The 21947-nt window shown below is 49.3% G+C and carries 17 protein-coding genes and 1 tRNA gene; 13 read left to right on the forward strand and 5 right to left on the reverse strand.

All coding sequences use genetic code 11. The annotated features are described in order from the left end of the window. The first annotated feature begins 143 nt into the window (after positions 1–143). Positions 144–1835, forward strand: coding sequence for an NAD-dependent DNA ligase LigB (gene ligB, locus AYY17_RS17730; RefSeq protein ID WP_082981444.1), 1692 nt, complete (start codon positions 144–146; stop codon positions 1833–1835). Here ligB and AYY17_RS17735 read toward each other — a convergent pair. Then, on the reverse strand, positions 1813–2430 hold the full coding sequence (locus tag AYY17_RS17735; RefSeq protein ID WP_067368756.1) for a trimeric intracellular cation channel family protein: 618 nt from the start codon (positions 2428–2430) through the stop codon (positions 1813–1815). The genes ligB and AYY17_RS17735 overlap by 23 nt on opposite strands. A 138-nt stretch (positions 2431–2568) precedes the next feature. On the opposite strand from AYY17_RS17735, the gene AYY17_RS17740 reads away from it, so the two are divergent. After that, complete coding sequence (locus AYY17_RS17740) at positions 2569–3852, forward strand: DUF3748 domain-containing protein (RefSeq protein ID WP_067425994.1); 1284 nt, start codon at positions 2569–2571, stop codon at positions 3850–3852. Positions 3853–3915: 63 nt separating this feature from the next. Here the strand turns inward: AYY17_RS17740 and AYY17_RS17745 are convergent, their stop codons facing one another. Both AYY17_RS17745 and AYY17_RS17750 read right to left on the reverse strand, forming a co-directional pair. After that, positions 3916–4269 (reverse strand): YceK/YidQ family lipoprotein, encoded by a 354-nt coding sequence (locus tag AYY17_RS17745; RefSeq protein ID WP_067425996.1) that lies wholly within the window; start codon positions 4267–4269, stop codon positions 3916–3918. A gap of 520 nt (positions 4270–4789) precedes the next feature. After that, positions 4790–5362, reverse strand: coding sequence for a DNA-3-methyladenine glycosylase I (locus AYY17_RS17750; RefSeq protein WP_067425998.1), 573 nt, complete (start codon positions 5360–5362; stop codon positions 4790–4792). Between the two features lie 185 nt (positions 5363–5547). Here AYY17_RS17750 and glyQ point away from each other — a divergent pair, with 185 nt between their 5' ends. After that, complete coding sequence (glyQ, locus tag AYY17_RS17755) at positions 5548–6456, forward strand: glycine--tRNA ligase subunit alpha (protein ID WP_067405667.1); 909 nt, start codon at positions 5548–5550, stop codon at positions 6454–6456. A 9-nt stretch (positions 6457–6465) separates the two neighbouring features. Beyond that, positions 6466–8535, forward strand: a complete 2070-nt coding sequence (gene glyS / locus AYY17_RS17760) for a glycine--tRNA ligase subunit beta (protein WP_067426000.1) — start codon at positions 6466–6468, stop codon at positions 8533–8535. Between the two features lie 90 nt (positions 8536–8625). Here the strand turns inward: glyS and AYY17_RS17765 are convergent, their stop codons facing one another. Further along, complete coding sequence (locus tag AYY17_RS17765; protein WP_082981445.1) at positions 8626–9681, reverse strand: two-partner secretion domain-containing protein; 1056 nt, start codon at positions 9679–9681, stop codon at positions 8626–8628. Between the two features lie 266 nt (positions 9682–9947). Between AYY17_RS17765 and AYY17_RS17770 the strand changes: the two genes are divergently transcribed. The 9 genes from AYY17_RS17770 to AYY17_RS17815 all read left to right on the forward strand — a co-directional run bounded on the left by AYY17_RS17770 (position 9948) and on the right by AYY17_RS17815 (position 20740). Next, a tRNA-Pro gene (locus AYY17_RS17770) sits at positions 9948–10024 on the forward strand. A 179-nt stretch (positions 10025–10203) separates the two neighbouring features. Continuing rightward, the gene (locus AYY17_RS17780) at positions 10204–11751 is read left to right on the forward strand and encodes a ShlB/FhaC/HecB family hemolysin secretion/activation protein (RefSeq protein ID WP_082981446.1); all 1548 of its coding nucleotides are present in this window, start codon (positions 10204–10206) and stop codon (positions 11749–11751) included. Between the two features lie 461 nt (positions 11752–12212). Continuing rightward, on the forward strand, positions 12213–13826 hold the full coding sequence (gene dppA / locus AYY17_RS17785; RefSeq protein ID WP_067426090.1) for a dipeptide ABC transporter periplasmic-binding protein DppA: 1614 nt from the start codon (positions 12213–12215) through the stop codon (positions 13824–13826). 199 nt (positions 13827–14025) lie between these two features. After that, positions 14026–15045, forward strand: a complete 1020-nt coding sequence (dppB, locus tag AYY17_RS17790; protein ID WP_067426005.1) for a dipeptide ABC transporter permease DppB — start codon at positions 14026–14028, stop codon at positions 15043–15045. Between the two features lie 12 nt (positions 15046–15057). Then, positions 15058–15960, forward strand: coding sequence for a dipeptide ABC transporter permease DppC (dppC, locus tag AYY17_RS17795; RefSeq protein ID WP_067405655.1), 903 nt, complete (start codon positions 15058–15060; stop codon positions 15958–15960). Positions 15961–15970: 10 nt separating this feature from the next. After that, complete coding sequence (dppD, locus tag AYY17_RS17800; RefSeq protein WP_067426007.1) at positions 15971–16954, forward strand: dipeptide ABC transporter ATP-binding protein; 984 nt, start codon at positions 15971–15973, stop codon at positions 16952–16954. Next, a complete protein-coding gene (gene dppF / locus AYY17_RS17805) occupies positions 16947–17945 on the forward strand; it encodes a dipeptide ABC transporter ATP-binding subunit DppF (RefSeq protein WP_067426009.1) in 999 nt (332 codons plus the stop codon). Before dppD ends, dppF begins: the two co-directional genes overlap by 8 nt. Positions 17946–18135: 190 nt before the next feature. Continuing rightward, positions 18136–18843: a HAMP domain-containing protein gene (locus AYY17_RS17810; protein WP_067405643.1), complete on the forward strand. Its 708-nt coding sequence runs from the start codon at positions 18136–18138 to the stop codon at positions 18841–18843. A 166-nt stretch (positions 18844–19009) separates the two neighbouring features. Then, entirely contained in the window at positions 19010–20740 is a 1731-nt protein-coding gene (locus AYY17_RS17815) for a M16 family metallopeptidase (RefSeq protein ID WP_067426011.1), read from the forward strand. A gap of 80 nt (positions 20741–20820) precedes the next feature. Here the strand turns inward: AYY17_RS17815 and AYY17_RS17820 are convergent, their stop codons facing one another. Beyond that, the gene (locus AYY17_RS17820; protein WP_067426013.1) at positions 20821–21849 is read right to left on the reverse strand and encodes a serine hydrolase domain-containing protein; all 1029 of its coding nucleotides are present in this window, start codon (positions 21847–21849) and stop codon (positions 20821–20823) included. Positions 21850–21947 lie beyond the last annotated feature (98 nt).

The raw sequence follows: 21947 nt of genomic DNA on the forward strand, positions 1-21947 counted from the left end.
TCCGCCCGGATCGAAAGAAATATACGTATTGCTCCTTTGTTTACATGACAGTGCGGCACAACAGGAAAAACAGTTCCGTTGTTCTGGGCTGAGAGTCTGCTGCTGTGTAATGTCCTGAATTCAGGCGGACAGGGAGTGACATAATGTTCAGGATTAAATTATTTCTTATAAAACGGGTTTTTATCGCCGGTGTTTTATCCGGTGGATTGCTTTGTGTGATGCCGGCATTTGCGGCAACCGGAATACAATCCGGATGCCCGCCACACATGGTGGAGCAGGCGGAAACAGCACTGGCTGAATTACGCAACCAACTGGCTCACTGGGATAAACGTTATCATACGCAAGGTATCAGTGAGGTCAGTGATGAAACCTATGATCAGATGCGGGCGCGACTGGTCAGGCTTGAGCAGTGTTACGGGCCGCAGACCCCGGTTATCCTGCCGTCTTCAGTACGCTATAAAGTGAAGCATCCGGTGGTGCACACCGGTGTGCGTAAAGCCGCATCAGATAACGAAGTTACGCAATGGCTGCGTCACCGGAAAAATGTTCTGATCCAGCCTAAAGTTGATGGCGTGGCGGTATCCCTCGTGTACAGCAAGGGAAAACTGGCTCACATGATAAGCCGCGGAGACGGGCATTACGGCCTTGACTGGACGGAGAAAGCCGGGCGTATCCCCGCCATCCCGCAGGAAATTGCAACAGAGCTTACAGATGTTATTTTGCAGGGAGAAATTTTTCTGCGCCGTGATGGTCATGTGCAGTCCCGTGACGGCGGGAAAAATCTCCGCTCAGTCACTGCCGGTCTGCTGATGAGGCAGGCAAATGACAAACAACTGCGGGAGCTGGATATTTTTATCTGGGCATGGCCTGGCGGGGCGACAAATATGCAGCAGAGTTTAAATACCCTGACAGAATGGGGATTTCCGCTGACCGCGCAATATACAAAGGCGGTTAGTGATCCGGAAAGTGCCGCAGAGCAGCGGGAAGCCTGGTATCGCCAACCGATGCCGTTTGCCGGTGATGGTGTTGTTCTCAAGCAAATGCCGCCACAGGACACTTCCCGCTGGCAGACGGGTCATAACCACTGGTCACTGGCATGGAAATACCCGGTACAAACAGCGGTTACCGAAGTTCGTCATGTTCAGTTTCCGGTCGGACGGACAGGGCGTATTACGGTGTTACTCTCTGTTGAGCCGGTTATTATTGACGGAAAAACGATTAAGCGGGTAGCTATGGGGTCGCCGGCGGTCTGGATGAAACAGCGTATTTATCCGGGAGATCTGATTGTGGTGGGATTGCACGGGCACGGTATCCCGAAAGTACGGGAGGTTATCCGGAAAACAGAAACACCGCCGGAATTGAATGTCCCCGGTAAAGCGGATTTTCACCGCACAAGTTGTCTGACATATACGCCTGTATGTCGTCAGCAGTATCTGGCCCGCCTGGTCTGGCTGGGAAAGCAACTCGGCATGACCGGAACCGGTGTACGCAACTGGGGTAAGCTGGCAGATCACTATACATTTTCCGGCCTGCTGGATTGGATGTCGCTGGACGAAGATCAGCTTAAAGCAGCATTGGGTAACGTGAGGGGCGTGAATTTTTACCGGCAGGCTGATGCGGCACGGCAAAAGCCTTTTTCTGTCTGGATAAAGGCGCTGGGTGTGCCGGGAAAGGGTCCGTTACCGGCTGACTGGTTACTGTTCAGGCAGGAAAACCGGCTGAAAGCTGAGCGCAACCACTATGCACAGGCGCTGGAAGCGGAAGGTGTGGTTGCGTCATTACAATTACAGGGTGTGGACGGATTTACCGGTGCTAATCCTGATTCTCATAATTAAAAACCGGCAGACCCAGGCGGTAGCGGATAGCGATTAAACGGGAGCTGAGGCCGGCCACCAGGGTGATAATAATGACCGCATCACGGGGCAGCGGTGTATAAAACAGCAATCCCATATAGAGCCATGCCGCACCAAATGAAATACCGGCATATAACTCTTTCTGGAAAACCAGGGGGATCGTATTACAGAGCATATCGCGCAGCACACCGCCGAATACCCCGGTGATAACGGCAGCGATAGCGGCAATTACGGGGCCGTAATTCATATCGAGTGCTATCTGTGCGCCGATAATGGAGAATACCATCAGACCAATGGCATCGAGGATCAGGAACAGACGACGCAGATGTTTCATCATCGGTGCGACCCAGATAGTAATGACGGCAGCACAGGCAACCGTAATAATATATTCGGGATGTTTAACCCAGCCCAGAGGGTAGTGACCCAGCAGCATATCGCGTACAGAGCCGCCGCCGATGGCGGTTGCGGAGGCGATAATAATAACGCCGAAAACATCCATTTTACGGCGGCCTGCGGCGAGTGCGCCGGTCATTGCTTCAGCGGTAATACCAATAATGTACAGGATACTGAGTAACATAATTTTATCATTGCCGGGTTATCGGAAGGTTAGCATAGTCAGTGCAGCCGGAAGTCTCGACTGAGTTTTTTTAGTCTGACACATTCGGATTAGTTATTGTTATCCGAACTGATGATATAAGAAGAGAGTATCACCCTAATGAATGAATATCAGATAACAACAACACCCCGTAATCATCAGCTTACTAATAGTAATATATGGACACCAGATAGCCAATGGCTGGTTTATGATGTTCGCCCGCAAGGCGCTTCTTTTACTGGTGAAACGATAGAAAAAATTCATGTAAAAACGAAAAAAATCACCGAAATTTACCGGGGGACGGCGGGGGCTCATGTGGGTGTTGTGACTGTCAGCCCTGAAATTCCGGTACGTTACGCGTTTATTCGCGGACCACAGCATCCGGATACAGCGTGGCACTACGATTTTCATCACCGGCAGGGCGTTATTGTTAATGATGCTGCACCCGGTACCGCACATAACATTGATGCTTTCTGTATTACCTCGCCATATCAGCCGGGTGCGCTGCGGGGCGGAACGCATGTTCATATGTTCAGTCCGGACGGAGAATGGCTTAGTTTTACGTATAACGACCATGTTTTGCATGAACGGGATCCTGCGCTGGATTTACGCAATGTGGCAGTCGCCGTTCCGCTGCATCCGGTGACAGTTGCCGGGGATCACCCGCGTGAATATAACGGTGAATTTTTCTGCTGTGTGGTATCAAAGACCACGCCGGCTCCTTTACCCGGCAGCGATGATATCAGCCGGGCGTATGAAGAGGGCTGGATTGGAAGGGAAGGATATATAAAACCAGATGGTACACATCAGCGCCGGGCTATCGCGTTTATCGGCGATACGCGGGCTGAGAATGGTGATGTTATCCCGGAAATCTTCCGCCTTGATCTGCCGGAAGCTGCCGGTGATTATGCAAAACCCGGTTCGTCTCCTCTTGAGGGCACTGAGTACACAATGCCGGCACCACCGGCGGGCGTGACTCAGACCCGCCTGACATTTACTCATGATCGTGTCTATCCCGGGCTGGCAAAAACCCCGCGTTTCTGGCTGCGCAGTTCACCGCAGGGCGATAAAATCGCGTTTCTGATGCAGGATGACCAAGGTGTTGCCCAGATATGGACACTCTCTCCGAATGGCGGAAATCTTCGTCAGATAACCTCCGGGGCAGAAGGTATTGAATCGGCTTTCAACTGGAACAGTAACGGAGAGTATCTGACTTTTATCCGCCGGGGGCAGGTGATGCTGTGCTGCGTTGAAACCGGGGTGTGCAGGGCAATTACAGCACGTTCAGAGGCACGGATTTCAGGTGATGCCGTCGTATTTTCCCCGGATAACCGCCAGGTGGCTTTTTTACGGGAAACAAATGGCTGGCAGCAAATTTGGGTGGCAGATACCGGGTTGCGGTAACCGGTACAGTATCTGAGCCCGGTGGCAGGATATAAGATTTATCTCCGGCAACTCCGGGCTGTTTTAATCCTGTACCGGCTGAGCGTCGGGCTGATGCTGTGTTGTTTTCGCGGCTTCGAGTTGTTTTACCCGCGCCGCCGGGGACGTCAGGCTGTTATCTTTATCTTCCAGCGCATAGTCGACCGGGGCAAGAAGCGTATCCAGGGCAGCAGACAGAGGTAGATCAATGGCGATGACGGGTTTCATTACCCAACCTGTTTCGTCATCCTGCAACATGGCAATACTGTTTTTTGTTCCGGCATAGTAGCCTTCGGTCGGACCGGTTCGGGTCATGATACTTGAGCAGCCGCTGAGTACCGTGCTTAAGCTCAGTAATCCGCTGACTATTATGCTGTTGTGTATATAGGTACGTGTCATTATATATCCCTGTATAGCTGATGGTAGTGATGCTTCCTTACCATACCGGCGTACTATTCCATAAATAGATAGTACTGAGAAGTCTTTGTTTTTTTACTACTGTATTTATACAAGACTGGTTGACCTGGTAATTATATTTTATGTAATGAACCAGACCACAGACAAAATACCCAACGTCATTCAAGATGCAGGCGGGGGTTTTAACAGAATAATGAATGTATATCTGTAAAAAAGTGTTCAGTTATTTATCAATGAATGAAATTCATTGGTATTAACACCTTGATAAAATGAGGGATACTAACGCGATTGCGTATTGCGGAGCCGGATAAAATAGGGACTGTTAGTTGATAGTATGAGCCACATAAGCCTTGTGAATCATATCTGTTAATTATCTATACCTTTGTTCATCCAAATTGCAGATTCGTTGGCTGCACCTTGAATGACGTTAGGTATAAATTAAGAGATCCGAAGTCCTTGTTATATTTTTCCCCTGTTTGTTTTACACAACAGGGGGCTTTTTTTAGTGACGGTTACAGCAGTGCGGGAGATGATCGTTAATCATGCCGATGGCCTGCATGAAAGAGTAGCAAATTACAGGTCCGCAAAATTTAAATCCGCGTTTTTTCAGTTCTTTAGCCAATGAGTGGGAAAGCGGGGTATCTGTCGGAATACTGCTGCTGTCAGTGTGCTGATTGACGAGGGGTGTATTATCGACAAAATTCCACAAAAACCGGCTGAAATCTTCCCCTTTTTCCGCCATCGCCAGATAGGCGGCCGCGTTACTGATAATGGCTTTAATTTTCGTGCGCTGGCGGACGATACCCGAGTTCTGCATCAGTCTGTCTACATCATCTTCAGTCATAGCGGCGACCTTGGCCGGATCGAAATTAAAAAAGGCCTGCCGGTAATTTTCCCGTTTTTTCAGAATAATCAGCCAGGAAAGCCCCGCTTGCTGGCCTTCAAGACATATCATTTCAAATAATTTGTGATTATCCCGTTCGGGCACGCCCCATTCATTGTCGTGATAATGAATGTAGAGTGGATCATCGGTAACCCAGGCGCAGCGTACCTGTGAAGCGGCAGATAGTGTCATTTATTTTCTCCGGTGGCGAGAGGCTTCCCTGTAATTTATACTGTATATGCATACATGTAAATGAGGTGTTTACTCTTTTTTCCTCCTGTGCGGAAAAATGATCGGGTAAGCGCTGTCCCGTCAGGCGGTCAGAGGGTATACTGAATGACTTTTATTTTTTTAACTCTCTCGCGTGCGGATCTAACATGCAAAAGTTTGATACCAAAACCTTCCAGGGGCTTATCCTGACATTACAGGATTACTGGGCGCGTCAGGGCTGTACCATTGTTCAACCACTGGACATGGAAGTCGGCGCTGGCACTTCACACCCGATGACGTGCTTAAGAGCCTTAGGGCCGGAGCCAATTGCGGCAGCCTATGTTCAGCCATCCCGTCGTCCGACGGATGGCCGTTACGGGGAAAACCCGAATCGCCTGCAACACTATTATCAGTTTCAGGTCATCATCAAACCGTCACCGGATAATATCCAGGAACTGTACCTCGGCTCACTGAAAGAGCTGGGCATTGACCCGACGGTTCATGATATCCGTTTTGTTGAAGATAACTGGGAAAACCCGACGCTGGGTGCCTGGGGATTAGGCTGGGAAGTCTGGCTGAACGGAATGGAAGTGACTCAGTTTACCTATTTCCAGCAGGTCGGCGGCCTGGAGTGCAAACCGGTTACCGGGGAAGTCACATATGGTCTGGAACGCCTTGCGATGTACATTCAGGGCGTGGACAGTGTCTATGACCTGGTCTGGTGTGACGGTCCTCTGGGTAAAACGACCTATGGCGATATCTATCATCAGAATGAAGTTGAGCAATCCACTTATAACTTTGAATACGCGGATGTGGATTTCTTATTCACCTGTTTTGAACAGTATGAAAAAGAAGCACAGTCGTTGTTAGCGCTGGAAACACCGCTGCCGTTACCGGCTTACGAACGTATTCTGAAAGCCGCTCACTCTTTCAACCTGCTTGATGCGCGAAAAGCGATTTCGGTGACTGAACGTCAGCGCTATATCCTGCGTATCCGTACTCTGACCAAATCCGTTGCAGAAGCCTATTACGCCTCCCGTGAGGCAATGGGCTTTCCGATGTGTAAAAAGAACTGAGAGGCCGTCATGACACAACAGACTTTCCTGGTGGAAATCGGTACCGAAGAGTTACCACCGAAGGCGCTCCGTTCTCTTGCTGAGTCATTTGCAGCGAATTTAACATCTGAACTGGCAGCCGCCAATCTGACACACGGGGATGTGGCATGGTATGCCGCACCACGTCGCTTAGCGGTAAAAATTGCCGCATTAGCAGATTCTGCCGCTGATCGCGAAGTTGAAAAACGCGGTCCTGCCGTTGCGCAGGCATTTGATGCAGAGGGTAAACCAACCAAAGCGGCTGAAGGCTGGGCACGCGGGTGTGGTATTACCGTTGATCAGGCTGAGCGCATGGTCACGGATAAAGGCGAATGGTTACTTTACCGTGCGGTGGAAAAAGGGAATAACGCCAAAGAATTGCTGGCTGATATGGTCAGCCGCGCACTGGCAAAACTGCCTATCCCTAAACTGATGCGCTGGGGTGATAAAGACACGCACTTTGTGCGTCCGGTTCACACCGTGACGTTGCTGATGGGCGCGGATATTATCCCGGGCGAGGTTCTGGGGATTAAATCTGATCGTATTATCCGCGGGCACCGTTTTATGGGTGAGCCGGAATTCACGATTGCTCACGCGGACGAGTATCCGGCTGTGCTGGAAACCCGCGGTAAAGTGATGGCAGATTACGATGCACGTAAAGCCATTATTAAGCGTGATGCGGAAAAAGCGGCACAGGCGCTCGGCGGTGTGGCTGATCTGACTGACAGCTTACTGGAAGAAGTGACCTCACTGGTGGAATGGCCGGTTGTTCTGACAGCGAAATTTGAAGAAAAATTCCTGGCGGTTCCTTCAGAAGCACTGGTTTACACCATGAAAGGTGACCAGAAATATTTCCCGGTGTATGACAAAAGCGGCAAACTGATGCCGAATTTTATTTTTGTCGCCAATATCGAATCCTCTGATCCGGTACAGATTATTTCCGGTAATGAAAAAGTGGTTCGCCCGCGTCTGGCGGATGCGGAATTCTTCTTTAAAACCGACTGCAAAAAACGCCTTGAAGATAATCTGCCGCGCCTGAGTACCGTATTGTTCCAGCAGCAGCTTGGTACTCTGCGTGATAAAACAGATCGTCTGCAAGCTCTTGCCGGCTGGATTGCCGGTCAGATTGGCGCAGATGTTAATCATGCGACCCGTGCCGGCCTGCTGGCAAAATGTGACCTGCTGACCAACATGGTCTTTGAATTCACTGACACGCAAGGTGTGATGGGTATGCACTATGCACGTCACGATGGTGAATCTGAAGATGTGGCTCTGGCGCTGAAAGAGCAGTATCAGCCGCGCTATGCCGGTGATACTTTGCCGTCCACACTGGTTTCTGCTGCGCTGGCGATTGCCGAGAAAATGGATACCCTCGCGGGGATCTTCGGTATTGGTCAGCATCCTAAAGGGGACAAAGACCCGTTTGCTCTGCGCCGTGCTGCGCTGGGTGTGCTGCGTATTATTGTTGAGAAAGGCTATAACCTTGATCTCGATACGCTGACACAGGAAGCGGTTCGTCTGTACGGCGATAAACTGACCAATAAGAATGTGGTCACGGATGTCACTGACTTTATGTTAGGCCGTTTCCGCGCATGGTATCAGGAGCAGGGTTATGCGATTGATACTATCCAGGCGGTCCTGGCGCGTCGTCCTACCCGTCCGGCAGACTTTGATGCCCGTATGAAAGCGGTCACTCACTTCCGTTCTCTGGAAGAGGCGGCGGCACTGGCGGCAGCAAATAAACGTGTGTCTAATATTCTGTCCAAGAGTGATGATGCACTCAATGATGCTGTTCAGGCATCTCTGCTTAATGCTCCGGAAGAGATCCGACTGGCGGCATATGTTATTGATCTGAAAGCACAGCTGACACCGCTGTATGCTGAAGGCAAATATCAGGAAGCACTGACTGAGCTGGCATCACTGCGCGAAGCTGTGGATGCGTTCTTTGATAGTGTGATGGTGATGGATAAGGATGACAATATCCGCCGTAACCGTCTGACCTTATTAAATGAATTACGTAATCTGTTCCTGGAAGTAGCGGATATTTCGCTGTTACAGTAATACGTCACTTTTAATAAGATAAAAAACCCGGTCTGTCTGATGACAGTACCGGGTTTTGTTTTTTACTGAAGTGGATTTTTTATCTCAGCTTCAGATACCGGCACCGGATGTCATTTTATCTGAACCGGTAATTTCCATGGCATCTGAGGACTTATTTCCCTTATTATTAATAACAGCGTGGCCTATTTCGTGTATTTTATGCTTATTATCAATCTGAATATTTCCGTTATTGGTTAACTCACTGTTTTCCAATATTGAATCTGCTGCTGTTGCACGTATATTGCCTTTGCTGCCATTGATCAGGTATGAATTGACCAGATCCATTGTCAGTTGGCTGTTCATATAGCGTTGTTTTTGCGCATTACCAACCGGGCCAACCTCAATGTTGCCATGATTTTTTATGTCGGTGTTATTTGCGCTGATATACATATTATCTGTTTTAATATGGCTATCCTGATTGATAGTCAATTTACTTTTTTGAGTACCACTCGTGCCGGGAAGTGCTTCCAGGCCCCGTACGGTATCCGGTGAATATTTAACTAATTCATGACCGCTGAAAACAGTCAGATTGGGTGTATTTATTTTACTGTCACGGAAAGTAATATTTTCAGCAATAATATTGAGTTTATCCACTGAAGAGAAAGTGTTTTCATTTGTATTGTTAATACGGATATTGCTTTTATGATTTTCATTGTGATAACCAAGCAATACATCATCCTGAGATAATACTATTTTTCCGCCTGCCAGTGTTAATTGATCTGCACCGGAAACACTGCAACCATTACAAGCAATCCCATTAGGATTGGCAATAATAAGATGTGCTTTTTGACCATCTACATGCATGTTACCATTCAGATACGATTTTTGATCCGAAACTACTTCATTAATAATCAGGCCGGCCCCGGCTGTTTGATTATTAAACGTCACACCATTTTTATCAACATTAAATGAATTATAGCTATTATAAGAAACACCGTGATTATTTGCCGGTGCAATATTAATAGTGGTCTGATTGTTCTGAGTAACAACACGGGTTGTATCCGCAGATACCTGATTAACAATAATGCCGTTGTGAGGTGCTGCCAGTGCGAACTGGCTGATTAAAAGTGTACTGCTGATAACGGAGAGTTTAAAAATAGTTTGCATAACCTTTCCCTGGTTCTGATTGATGAGTAAAAACACAAGTACAATAAGTGAAGTAGCAAATGTACGATATAAATTCAGTGGTCATTTTTTGTCAGTTTTACGCATTCTGATAGCAAATAAAAAACATATATTATTACTAATAAGCAGATTGAAAACATCAATTTGGACAATAAACCAGCAAAGCAAAAATAAAGCGTCGGAAAGTAGATATTTTCGGTTTCTTACCTTGACGTTTTACCTTTCCGGCAGTAATATTCGTCCCGCTTCGGCGAGTAGCGCAGCTTGGTAGCGCAACTGGTTTGGGACCAGTGGGTCGTAGGTTCGAATCCTATCTCGCCGACCATATTCAAGAAAAGCCCTGCCTTATGGCAGGGCTTTTTGCTTTCCGGCTTCTGCTGCCACTCTTTTTATCCTTCCGCCTTATTATCTCCCGTAAAATTACGGTGTTTTTTGATATCTCTCTTCTTTTTTTTCCGCTTAACTGGCTGTTCAAAATGGATATATCGTCAAGCGGACTGACATATGATAAAGAAAATAACGGCTGCTATTGCGATAGCAGCCAGTACTTGTGCGTGGAGCACGGAAAATCCCTCGTCTATACCTTCAGCAGAACCTTGCGCCACACTTTCAGCAGTAATTATTGAACAGCGTGAATTGATCGCACCATCTCATCTGGCAGATCAATTCGAACATCAGGTCACAGGACAGTGTCTGACATCCGGGCAAATGGCGGAAGCCATCATGGGGCTGGAATCAGGGATCCATCAGGCGGGTTTTATTACAGCCCTGGTCAGTGTACCGCCGCAAAATGTCAGTGACGGCATACTTGTCGTCAGTTATCAGCCCGGATATTTGAGTGGTTACCGCGATCAGGAGAGCGGAGAATCCCGTTTTGGTCTGAATCTGATTTTTCCGCAGAGAGCAGACAGACAGTTGAATATCCGTGATACGGAACTGGGAATGACTCACCTGAATGAGTTGGCGGGATTGGGGGCGCAGGCAGCAGTTGTGCCTGATCCGGATAAGCCCGGCAGCTCTGTTATTATGGTGTCACAGCAAAAAACACGCAGTTTGAGTGGCAGGCTGGATGTTAACAATCACGGCAGCCCGTCAACCGGTCGCCTGCAAATAAATAACCGGCTCAGTATTGAGAATCCGCTCCGACTGTATGACCGCTTGTTTATTTATACCCTGCGGGATCTGGATAAAAACTATTCAGGCGGAACTAAATTTATCTATGCTCAATACCGGGTACCGTATCAGCACTGGGAATTTACGGCCGGCGGCAGCTACAGTGAGCAGAAACAGCAGTACCCGGTGGTAAACGATACACTGGATTATTTTACCCGCAGCAAAATGCTGGATCTCAGTATTGCCCGCAAACTGCTTCTGACACCAATACATGATATGACGCTCAGCAGCGGGGTATCTGCGGTGACCCGTAGCATCACACTTGCGGGCTCTGCTCTGCAAGCACCTGAACGGCGTTCCGTGTACTGGGATCTTGCGCTGAACCATCGTTATCATCATCCGGTGTTTACCTTGCGGTATCAAATTCAATATAAGCATTCACTGAACCGGTTTGGTGCCATGCCGTTGTCACCTAAAAAAATTAAGCCGACAAGACAGGTTATTGCAGAAACAACACTGACCGTGCCGTTTCGTGGCGGCGGGCAGGCTTTTTATTATGAAGGTATGCTGCGGGGAGTGACTAATGCGGATAAGTCAGACGGAATGGATTACGTCTCATTAGGTGATCGCTACGCTGTACGGGGGTATCCGTTTGCTTACAGCATGAGTGCTGAGCGGGCTATTATCAGCCGGAATGAATTTGTCTGGCAGCAGCCCTTTGTGAACCACAATATATATATCGCGGCAGATGCTGCACAGCCTTATGCGCAAGTCATCGGGATGGCTTCGCCGGACTGGCTGGCGGGAAGTGAGATTGGTATTAAAGGCAGTTATAAATCAGTTGGTTATCAGGTTTTTGCCGGGATACCGCTGATAAAGGCTGATGATATTCGACCGTTTTCTGTTAATGCCGGCTTTTCTGTCAGTCTGAGCTACTGATGAGATCCGTATTTTGCAGAGCGTTTGTTTTCGTGACGTGATAATCCCTCTGTGTATCAGGTGTTACACGGATCATGTATTGCAATGTGATGAAACAGGCAACGTAAAGCACTGGTTCAGGGTGAGCAGGCAAAATAATCGGATAGTAATTAAGCATTCAGTCACAAAAATCGTATAATTTTTGACAGTTGTTTGTTCTGCTCACTTTTTATCAACCGGATTAATTAGCGCGCTAATGTGCGCCAACTCAAACATTTTACCTGTTTTTGTTATAAAACCGTTTAGTTTATGTGCCTTATGTGTTGTCGGGGTCTACAGTCAATAGTATTGACTGCCTGTGTGACAGTTGATTTAGTGAAGAGTCAAAAAATAATAATCAAACTGAAATCTGTGGTACGCACTGCTTTACCGGCCGGGCCGCAGACAAACACAACATACAATGACAGGCGGAGATAACGATGATGAAAGTCGCCAAACGTAAGACAGGATTGATGAAGCTGAGTGTCACACTGATTGCACTGGCAGTGTCTGCAAGTGTTAACGCGGCAGGCACGCTGGTTTTCTGCTCGGAAGGATCACCGGAAGGCTTTAACCCGCAGTTATTTACCTCCGGAACAACCTATGATGCGAGCTCTGTTCCGCTCTACAACCGGCTGGTCGAGTTTAAAGCCGGAACGACAGAACTGGAGCCGGGTCTGGCTGAGTCCTGGGATGTGAGTCCGGATGGTAAAACGTACACATTCCATCTGCGCAAAGGGGTTAAATTCCATACCAGTAAAGAGTTTAAACCAACCCGTGATTTTAATGCTGATGATGTGATTTTCACGTTTGATCGTCAGAAAAATGCGGATAATCCGTACCACAAAGTATCCGGCGGCAGTTATGAATATTTCAGCGGCATGGATATGGATAAAATCATCGAAAAAATCGAGAAAGTCGATGATAACACTGTCCGTTTCCAACTGAGCCGTTCAGAAGCGCCTTTCCTTGCAAACCTCGGAATGGACTTTGCTTCCATTCTCTCTGCTGAATATGCGGATCAGATGCTGAAAGCCGGAACACCGGAAAAAGTGGATCTGAACCCGGTCGGCACCGGTCCGTTTGTATTGCAGCAGTATCAGAAAGATTCCCGCATCCTGTATAAAGCGAATGATGATTACTGGAATGGCCGCCCGCAACTGGATCGCCTGGTGTTCTCTATCACGCCTGATGCCTCTGTCCGCTATGCTAAATTGCAGAAAAACGAATGTCAGGTAATGCCGTACCCGAACCCGGCTGATTTGGATCGCATGCGCGCGGATAACAACATTGTACTGAAAGAGCAGCCGGGCCTGAATGTCGGCTATCTCTCTTATAATGTTGAGAAAAAACCACTGGATAATGTCAAAGTCCGCCAGGCACTGAGCATGGCAGTGAATAAAGACGCCATTATTGACGCGGTTTATCAGGGCGCCGGACAGAAAGCGAAAAACCTGATCCCGCCAACCATGTGGGGCTATAACAAAGACTTACAGGACTATCCGTACGATCCTGAAAAAGCAAAAGCCTTGCTGAAAGAAGCCGGAATGGAAAACGGGTTTGAAATTGACCTGTGGGCAATGCCGGTTCAGCGTCCGTATAACCCGAATGCGCGCCGTATGGCTGAGATGATCCAGGCTGACTGGGCGAAAGTCGGCGTGAAAGCCAAAATTGTTACTTATGAGTGGGGTGAGTACCTCAAGCGTGCGAAAGCGGGCGAACCTCAGACTGTTATGATGGGTTGGACAGGCGATAACGGGGATCCGGATAACTTCTTCGCGACACTCTTCAGCTGTGCCGCGAAAGCGCAGGGATCGAATTACTCGAAATGGTGCGATCAATCCTTTGAAAACATCATCCTGCCGGCGCGTACCACTGCTGATCCGAAAGAGCGCGCCAAGCTGTATGAGCAGGCTCAGGTCGTGATGAAAGAGCAGGAACCGGCGCTGATTGTTGCGCATTCCACAGTGTATGAGCCTGTTCGCAAAGAAGTGAAAGGCTATGTGGTTGATCCACTGGGCAAACATCACTTTGATAAAGTCTCAATCGAAAAATAATAAGTCAGTAATTAGTGTCTCAGGTTCGCCGTCTCTGTAAGGGCGGCGAACCCTGTATCGCACCGCATAGTACGGTCGATGCAGAACATATAATTAAAATAATATTATTCATGGTGTGAGTATAAAGGGGAAGACCCCCCTTTCGTCCGGTCTTTATGACCTGAGCGCTGTCAGCGGGCATTACAAGGGAATCAGGGATATGCTGCAATTTATCCTCCGACGGGTAGGGATGGTTATACCGACATTTATCGGTATCACATTACTGACGTTTATATTTGTTCATCTGATCCCGGGCGACCCGGTCACGATTATGGCGGGTGAGCGCGGAATTTCTCCTGAGCGTCACGCCCAGTTAATGGCGGCTCTCGGATTAGATCAGCCTTACTGGAAACAGTATCTTCATTATATCAATGGTGTCCTGCACGGCGACCTCGGTATCTCATTAAAGAGCCGTCAGCCGGTGTGGGATGAATTTGTTCCCCGTTTTAAAGCCACGCTGGAACTTGCCACCTGCGCCATGATTTTCGCCATCTCCGTCGGTATCCCGGCAGGTGTACTGGCAGCAGTTAAACGCGGTTCGGTGTTTGATCACACCGTTATCGGCATTTCACTGACGGGCTATTCCATGCCGATTTTCTGGTGGGGCATCATGCTTATCATGCTGGTGTCGGTCAATCTTGACCTCACCCCGGTATCGGGAAGGTTGGCAGACAGCGTTTTCCTGGATGACACTCAGCCGCTCACCGGATTTATGCTGATTGATACCCTGGTCTGGGGCGAGGAGGGTGATTTTAAAGATGCCGTGATGCATCTGATTTTGCCGTCCATCGTTCTCGGTACTATTCCGCTGGCGGTGATTGTCCGTATGACGCGCTCTGCCATGCTGGAAGTTCTGGGTGAAGATTATATCCGTACCGCGCGCGCCAAAGGGCTGAGCCGTCTGCGGGTGATTGTGGTGCATGCGCTGCGTAATGCATTGTTACCGGTCGTGACAGTAATTGGCTTACAGGTCGGTGTCATGCTGGCAGGAGCCATTCTGACAGAAACCATTTTCTCCTGGCCCGGTATCGGGCGCTGGCTGATTGATGCACTGCAACGCCGTGACTATCCGGTGGTTCAGGGCGGAGTATTATTGATCGCCATCCTTATCATCCTGGTTAACCTGTGTGTGGATTTACTCTACGGTGTCATTAATCCGCGGATCCGCCACAAAAAATAAGAGGAGCGCACGATGTCTGATTCAACGAACAATGTTGTTACCCGCGCGCCTGAGCCTCTCTCTCCGCTGCGCGAATTCTGGGTTTATTTCAGCCGCAACAAAGGTGCATTAATCGGATTGATTTATATCCTGCTGATGTTACTGATTGCAATTTTTGCCCCGTTGCTTGCCCCGCATCTGCCGGATGAACAGTTCCGTACACATTTATTGCAGCCGCCTGTCTGGCAGGAAGGCGGTTCATGGGAATTTATACTCGGCACTGATGATATCGGAAGGGATATATTGTCCCGCCTGATGTTTGGTGCCCGCCTCTCGCTGCTGGTGGGCTGTCTGGTGGTTGCGCTCTCATTACTTATGGGTGTGGTTGTGGGATTAGTTGCCGGCTATTTCGGCGGCTGGATTGATGCTCTGATCATGCGCATCGTCGATATCATGCTGGCACTGCCGAGCCTGCTGCTGGCGCTGGTGCTGGTGGCTATCTTCGGACCATCGATTGTGAATGCTTCGCTGGCGCTGACCTTTGTTGCACTGCCGCACTATATCCGCCTGACGCGAGCGGCGGTACTGACGGAAGTCAGCCGTGATTATGTCACGGCGTCCGGTGTGGCGGGCGCAGGTGCTGCACGTCAGATGTTTGTGAATATTTTACCGAACTGTCTCGCACCGCTTATTGTGCAGGCGTCTCTGGGTTTTTCCAATGCCATCCTGGATATGGCGGCGTTAGGTTTCTTAGGAATGGGCGCACAACCACCGACACCGGAGTGGGGAACCATGCTCTCCGATGTTTTACAGTTTACGCAAAGCGCCTGGTGGGTGGTGACCTTCCCGGGGCTGGCGATTTTACTGACGGTACTGGCGTTTAACCTGATGGGCGACGGATTACGTGATGCCCTTGATCCTAAGCTGAAGCAGTAGAGGTGCAGACATGGCGTTATTAACAGTTGATAAATTATCTGTTCACTTCGGTGAAAAAGAGATGCCATTCCGCGCCGTTGACCGGATCAGCTATCAGGTTGATGAAGGTCAGGTGCTGGGCATTGTCGGGGAGTCCGGCTCCGGAAAATCCGTCAGTTCACTGGCCATTATGGGATTGATTGATTTTCCCGGTCGTGTGATGGCGGATAATCTGGAATTTGACGGCCGCCACCTGCTGACTATTTCGGAAAAAGAGCGGCGTGAACTGGTGGGATCGGACGTGGCGATGATTTTCCAGGATCCGATGACCAGCCTCAATCCGTGCTATACCGTCGGTTTTCAGATAATGGAAGCCCTGAAAGTGCATCAGGGTGGTAACCGCAAAACCCGGTTACAGCGCACCATTGATTTGCTGCTGCTGGTGGGTATTCCTGATCCGGCATCAAGGCTGGATGTCTATCCGCATCAGTTATCCGGCGGGATGAGCCAGCGGGTGATGATTGCGATGGCAATTGCCTGCCGCCCGAAACTGCTGATTGCCGATGAACCGACAACGGCGCTGGATGTCACTATCCAGGCTCAGATTATTGAGTTATTGCTTGAATTACAGCAGCAGGAAAATATGGCACTGGTGCTTATCACCCATGATCTGGCGCTGGTGGCGGAAGCGGCACACCACATCATTGTGATGTATGCGGGGCAGGTGGTGGAATCCGGTAAAGCATCAGATATTTTCCGTGCGCCCCGGCATCCTTACACCCAGGTACTGTTACGGGCGCTGCCGGAATTTGCGGGCAATAAGAGCCGCCTGGAATCACTGCCGGGCGTCGTGCCCGGTAAGTATGACCGCCCTGACGGGTGTCTGCTGAACCCGCGCTGTCCGTATGCAACAGAGATTTGCCGCACGGAAGAACCGGCACTGCGCACTGTCGGGTCACGTCAGGTGAAATGTCATACACCGCTGGATGATCAAGGGAGACCGGGCCATGAGTGAAATCACGCAACCCCTGCTGCATGTAAAGGATCTGAAAAAACATTATCCGGTGAAGAAAGGCTTTTTTTCACCGGAGCGGATGGTAAAAGCGCTTGACGGCGTCTCATTTGACCTTGCGCGCGGAAAAACGCTGGCGGTTGTGGGGGAATCCGGTTGCGGAAAATCCACCCTGGGGCGTTTGCTGACTATGATTGAGAAACCCACCGGCGGTGAGTTATTTTATCAGGGCCAGAATCTGCTGGTTGAAGACAAACAGGCAGAAAAACTGCGCCGTCAGAAAATCCAGATTGTTTTCCAGAACCCGTACGGCTCACTGAATCCGCGTAAGAAAGTCGGGCAGATCCTGGAAGAACCGCTGGTTATCAATACCTCTCTCAGTGCGGCGCAACGCAAAGAGAAAGTGCTGGCCATGATGGCGAAAGTGGGACTGAAAACAGAGCATTACAGCCGCTATCCGCACATGTTTTCCGGCGGGCAGCGCCAGCGCATTGCTATCGCCCGCGGGCTGATGCTGGAACCCGATGTGGTGATCGCAGATGAACCGGTTTCCGCGTTGGATGTGTCTGTCCGTGCCCAGGTATTGAACCTGATGATGGATTTGCAGGATGAATTAGGTTTATCGTATGTGTTTATTTCTCATGATTTATCTGTCGTGGAGCATATTGCCGATGATGTGATGGTGATGTATCTGGGGCGTTGTGTGGAGAAAGGGACTAAAGCGCAGATTTTTGATAATCCGCGTCATCCGTACACACAGGCACTTCTTTCTGCAACACCGCGTCTGAACCCGGCGCAACGGCGTGAACGGATCAAGCTGACCGGCGAACTGCCCAGCCCGCTGAATCCGCCACCCGGCTGTGCTTTTGCTGCCCGTTGCCGCCATGCATTCAGTACCTGCACACAGTTTCAGCCGCAGTTGAAATCCTATGGCGGACAGCTTATTGCCTGCTTTGCGGTTGACCGGGAAGAGCAGTCAGAAACGATGGAATAAATGCGCTGTTTTACAGCAAATTACAGAAAAACATGTTTTCCTGAAAGGCAAAAGGCGATAATGAGAGGCCTCATTATCGCCTTTACTGTTAACGGAGTGAGATTAGCTCAGCAGAAAGCACAATGATGACGTATAATCACTGCGTACGACGAAAGATGTGATAACTGAATTGCAACGAAAGGCGTGAAATATGCGTGTAAAAGTCAAAAAGTCGCTGACAATTAAGCAGATGTCAGTTGTTGCAGTGGTGACTTTGGTGACTGTCGCACTTTTTATTACCCTTCAGTTATCGCATTTGATACAGCAACGGAAAGATGATTACATCAATCAGCTTTTTAATTCGTCAGTCCAGGTCAGAAAACCGCTGGCAGATGCATTGTTAGGATCTGATTTAAATGAAATCAAATCTATCCTGATAACATTGCGTGCCAGTGGTATTTTAGGTCGGGCAATCGTGATGACGCCGGATAATATTCAGGTTATCAGCCTGGATTTTGCCACATACCGGCCTATTCCGGCTGCAGCAAAAATGATCTTCGGGATCCCGGTTGAAATCCGGGTTCCGCTTTACGCATACGGCGTGGCACATGTTGCAAAACCCCCGCAGGGGTATCTTATTCTTCAGGTGGATGATAACCGGATTTATCGCTTTGCAATGAATACATTGGCTCTGATGGTAACCAGTTATCTGTTACTGGCACTTGTCCTCGTGATCGCGATAAGTTGGTGTATTAACCGCCTGATGGTGCGCCCGTTACGTAATATGGCCCGTGAGCTGAACAGCACTGAGCCGGCAGAAACGCTCAGCTGTTCACCGTATCATGAGGATGATGAGATTGGTTTGTTAGCAAAAGGCTATCAAAATCAGCTTAATAAGCATAAATCAGGGCCATCATGAAAACTTCCCGGTTAGTTTGCTGTCTAAGCTCAGACGAGTCATAAGGACGTCCCGGAAGCCGGTCATTTTTGCCAGCGCATTGTCGCCTGACGTCATATTTATTTCCGGCATCAGTGGTAAACCTCAGAAGAAGGCATACCAGGGATTCATATCAAAAGAGGTTAGTATGCAACGCTCTTATTTACGTGTTTTACTCGGTGGCGTCCTGATTGCAGCCACATCACAGTTACACGCAGAAGCATTACAGCCTGATCCGGCATGGCAGCAGGGAAAGCTGGCAAACGGATTTAACTGGCAACTACTGCAAACCCCGCAGCGTCCGAATGACCGGGTTCAGTTGCGTCTTTCTGTGCAAACCGGTTCGATGATGGAAAAATCCGCTGAAAAAGGGTTTTCTTATCTCATTCCGAAAGTGGTGATGTTTAATAGCCAGAGCCTGAATACGCAGCAGCTTTCTCATTTGCTGAGTAATGCTATTGACCCGAATATGCCGCTGCCGCCGGCTATTGTCTCTTATGACTTCACTTTATATAACCTGAGCCTGCCGAATAATAATCCGGAACTGCTGAAAGAAGCACTGAGCTGGATGGCGGATATATCAGGACACGGTATCTTTAATCAGGATACGGTTGCCGGCGCACTTGCCGCACCAAATTCACCGATTGCCACTTACCCGCCGAATATTAATGACCCTATCTGGAAAGTCCGGATAAAAGGTACCACATTACAGGGTTTTGATCCGTTACCACCGGTTGCGGATAAAATTGATGTGGAAGCACTGAATAATTTTTATCAGCGCTGGTATACGCCGGACATGGTAACGCTGTATGTTGCAGGCCCGGTCGATAAACGTGCGCTGGAAGACGGTATCAATAAAGCATTTTCCGGGCTGGAAGGTAAGCGGCAAACCCCTGTCAGCGTGGCAACACTGCCACCGATGAAGCCCCTGTCTGTCCATGCGGTAAGCGAAAACCAGAAAGAGGATGTTCTGTCGCTGGTCTGGGATCTTAACTGGTCATCAGTCAAGGATTCCGCAGCACTCAACCGCTACTGGCTGAACGATCTGGCCCGTGAAGCACTGTTCGGTGCATTGCAACAGAGCATGGGCAGGAAAAACGAAAAATTCATGGCGATGAATATGGATTGCCGGATGCAATATCAGCGTGCCAGTTGCATGCTGAGTGTGCAGGCGCCGAATGAAAAAATGCCGGCGATTACAGCAGAGCTTGCGGGTGAACTGGCTGTTCTGAAAGAAAAGGGTATTTCCGCCGACAGCTTTAACGGACTGATTGCGCTGAAACAGGCGCAGCTTCAGCAGTTATTTGCTATCTATGCCCGGACAACCACCGATATTCTGATTAACCAGCGTCTGATGTCTCAGCAGAGTAACATCATTGATATTCCGCCGGAGCAGTATCAGCGTCTGCGTCAGTCATTCCTGAACAACCTGACGCCGGATGTTCTGAATGCTGAAATCCATGCAATTTTAGAGCAGGATACCGGGTTTATTTTCACTCAGCCGAAAGGTGAGCCGGAAATGAGCGTGGAGCAGTTACGTGCGCAGTTTGATAAAGTCATGCACCCGGGAAAAGCGGTTGCAGCGGCAGAGAAAGCCGCGTCTGTTGCTGAAAAAGCTGCAGCAGATGCAGAACAGGCTAAAGCGGAACAGGCAGAAAAAGCAGCTGAAGCAGCAGAGAAAGCTGCCGCTGAAAAAACAGCCGCAGAGCAGGCAGGTTTACAGCCGGCAAAGCCTGTTGAGGCACAGGTACCTTTATCTGTCGTCAAACCGGCTGAACCGGAAAAACCGGCTGTCGCACCGGCAAAAAAAGGTGAGCAACCGGGTAATACTGAGCCACCGGCTGCGGATAATACAGGCGCTGATGGCGTCAGCGCCTGAGAATATTACCGGTTTATTTACGGTCAGAAGGGCATCCGCGGATGCCCTTTTTGTTATTTTTTTCCGGTAAATCAGCGCGTTTAATCATCACTCTCACACAGACGGGTTTCCAGCAGATTCATCAGCCACGGGCGGGTATCCCTGCTGTTAACAAACCCGGCAGCAGCAATTTTTTTCTGCGGATGGTAGTAGGCTGCCGTACCCCAGAACCCGAGGTGATACCAGAGTGTCTGCCCTGCTTTTTTTGTGACCATCATACCCGCGCGGTAATCTTCTGCGCCATCGTGCGAACCTTGTTTCAGCATCTCTTCAAGCGTGGCGGGATTGTCAAAAATACGACCTTCAAACAGATGTGCCATAAACATGGCTAAATCTTTTACCGACATAACCAATCCGCCACCACCGTAAAGATCCATTGTCGGGCTGATGGTATCGCCGTCGATATTACCGAGATACTGATGCGCCCGTGGCGGCAGTCCCGCCGGAACCGGCTCATACACTTCCCAGTATGCGGATGTCATTCCCAATGCATCAAAGCGCAGCAACTCGCGGACAGCCTGCGCCAGCGGCAACTGTGTAATGCGTTCGATAATATCTGCCAGTAATAAATAGCCGGTGTCTGAGTAGAGAAAACAGGTGCCGGGCTCCGTCAGCGGATATCCGCGGCGGATATAAAGGCGGATCTGCTCATCCCGCGTCCAGAGGTGAGCGGGGTCGGCAAGCACCTCTTTAATATAGTGGTCGTCTGCATGGTCATACAACCCGGCACTGTGGCTGAGAAGGTGCTGAACTGTGATTGCAGTCAGGTCATAACCTGCGTCTGTCAGCCATTGTGCATATTGCGGGGTGATGAGCGCACCGATAGGGGCATTGAGCGTGAGTTTATTCAGTTCATACAGCCGCAGAATAGCGGCGGCGGTAAATGTTTTGGTATTACTGGCTATCCGGATCGGGGTGTCAGGTGTAACGGGTGTATTGTCTGTTCTGCTCAGACCGCCATGCGCCAGCCCGTCAGGGATTTCGCAACCTTCGCCGGTAAAATACATTGCCGTTGCAAAACCGGCGGGCTGAACATCCTGCAATAAAGCAGACAGATTTTGAGTCGGCATAGTCAGGTCACCTCGATCATTAACAAATCAAAAAATATGTGAGATGACAACAATATGACAGAAATAAAAAGGCGGGAATACCCGCCTCAGGGTGGTAC

Origin of the sequence: Morganella psychrotolerans, from assembly GCF_001676055.1 — a bacterium.
Classification (GTDB): Bacteria; Pseudomonadota; Gammaproteobacteria; order Enterobacterales; family Enterobacteriaceae; genus Morganella; species Morganella psychrotolerans_B.

What these genes read in the sequence shown, in the direction of transcription:
- AYY17_RS17820 (WP_067426013.1), bottom strand. Translation starts at nt 21,849, where the DNA reads ATGCCGACTCAAAATCTGTCTGCTTTATTGCAGGATGTTCAGCCCGCC.
- AYY17_RS17810 (WP_067405643.1), top strand. Translation starts at nt 18,136, where the DNA reads ATGCGTGTAAAAGTCAAAAAGTCGCTGACAATTAAGCAGATGTCAGTT.
- AYY17_RS17745 (WP_067425996.1), bottom strand. Translation starts at nt 4,269, where the DNA reads ATGACACGTACCTATATACACAACAGCATAATAGTCAGCGGATTACTG.
- AYY17_RS17740 (WP_067425994.1), top strand. Translation starts at nt 2,569, where the DNA reads ATGAATGAATATCAGATAACAACAACACCCCGTAATCATCAGCTTACT.
- ligB (WP_082981444.1), top strand. Translation starts at nt 144, where the DNA reads ATGTTCAGGATTAAATTATTTCTTATAAAACGGGTTTTTATCGCCGGT.
- dppF (WP_067426009.1), top strand. Translation starts at nt 16,947, where the DNA reads ATGAGTGAAATCACGCAACCCCTGCTGCATGTAAAGGATCTGAAAAAA.
- glyS (WP_067426000.1), top strand. Translation starts at nt 6,466, where the DNA reads ATGACACAACAGACTTTCCTGGTGGAAATCGGTACCGAAGAGTTACCA.
- dppB (WP_067426005.1), top strand. Translation starts at nt 14,026, where the DNA reads ATGCTGCAATTTATCCTCCGACGGGTAGGGATGGTTATACCGACATTT.
- AYY17_RS17750 (WP_067425998.1), bottom strand. Translation starts at nt 5,362, where the DNA reads ATGACACTATCTGCCGCTTCACAGGTACGCTGCGCCTGGGTTACCGAT.
- glyQ (WP_067405667.1), top strand. Translation starts at nt 5,548, where the DNA reads ATGCAAAAGTTTGATACCAAAACCTTCCAGGGGCTTATCCTGACATTA.
- dppA (WP_067426090.1), top strand. Translation starts at nt 12,213, where the DNA reads ATGAAAGTCGCCAAACGTAAGACAGGATTGATGAAGCTGAGTGTCACA.
- dppD (WP_067426007.1), top strand. Translation starts at nt 15,971, where the DNA reads ATGGCGTTATTAACAGTTGATAAATTATCTGTTCACTTCGGTGAAAAA.
- AYY17_RS17815 (WP_067426011.1), top strand. Translation starts at nt 19,010, where the DNA reads ATGCAACGCTCTTATTTACGTGTTTTACTCGGTGGCGTCCTGATTGCA.
- AYY17_RS17780 (WP_082981446.1), top strand. Translation starts at nt 10,204, where the DNA reads ATGATAAAGAAAATAACGGCTGCTATTGCGATAGCAGCCAGTACTTGT.
- AYY17_RS17735 (WP_067368756.1), bottom strand. Translation starts at nt 2,430, where the DNA reads ATGTTACTCAGTATCCTGTACATTATTGGTATTACCGCTGAAGCAATG.
- AYY17_RS17765 (WP_082981445.1), bottom strand. Translation starts at nt 9,681, where the DNA reads ATGCAAACTATTTTTAAACTCTCCGTTATCAGCAGTACACTTTTAATC.
- dppC (WP_067405655.1), top strand. Translation starts at nt 15,058, where the DNA reads ATGTCTGATTCAACGAACAATGTTGTTACCCGCGCGCCTGAGCCTCTC.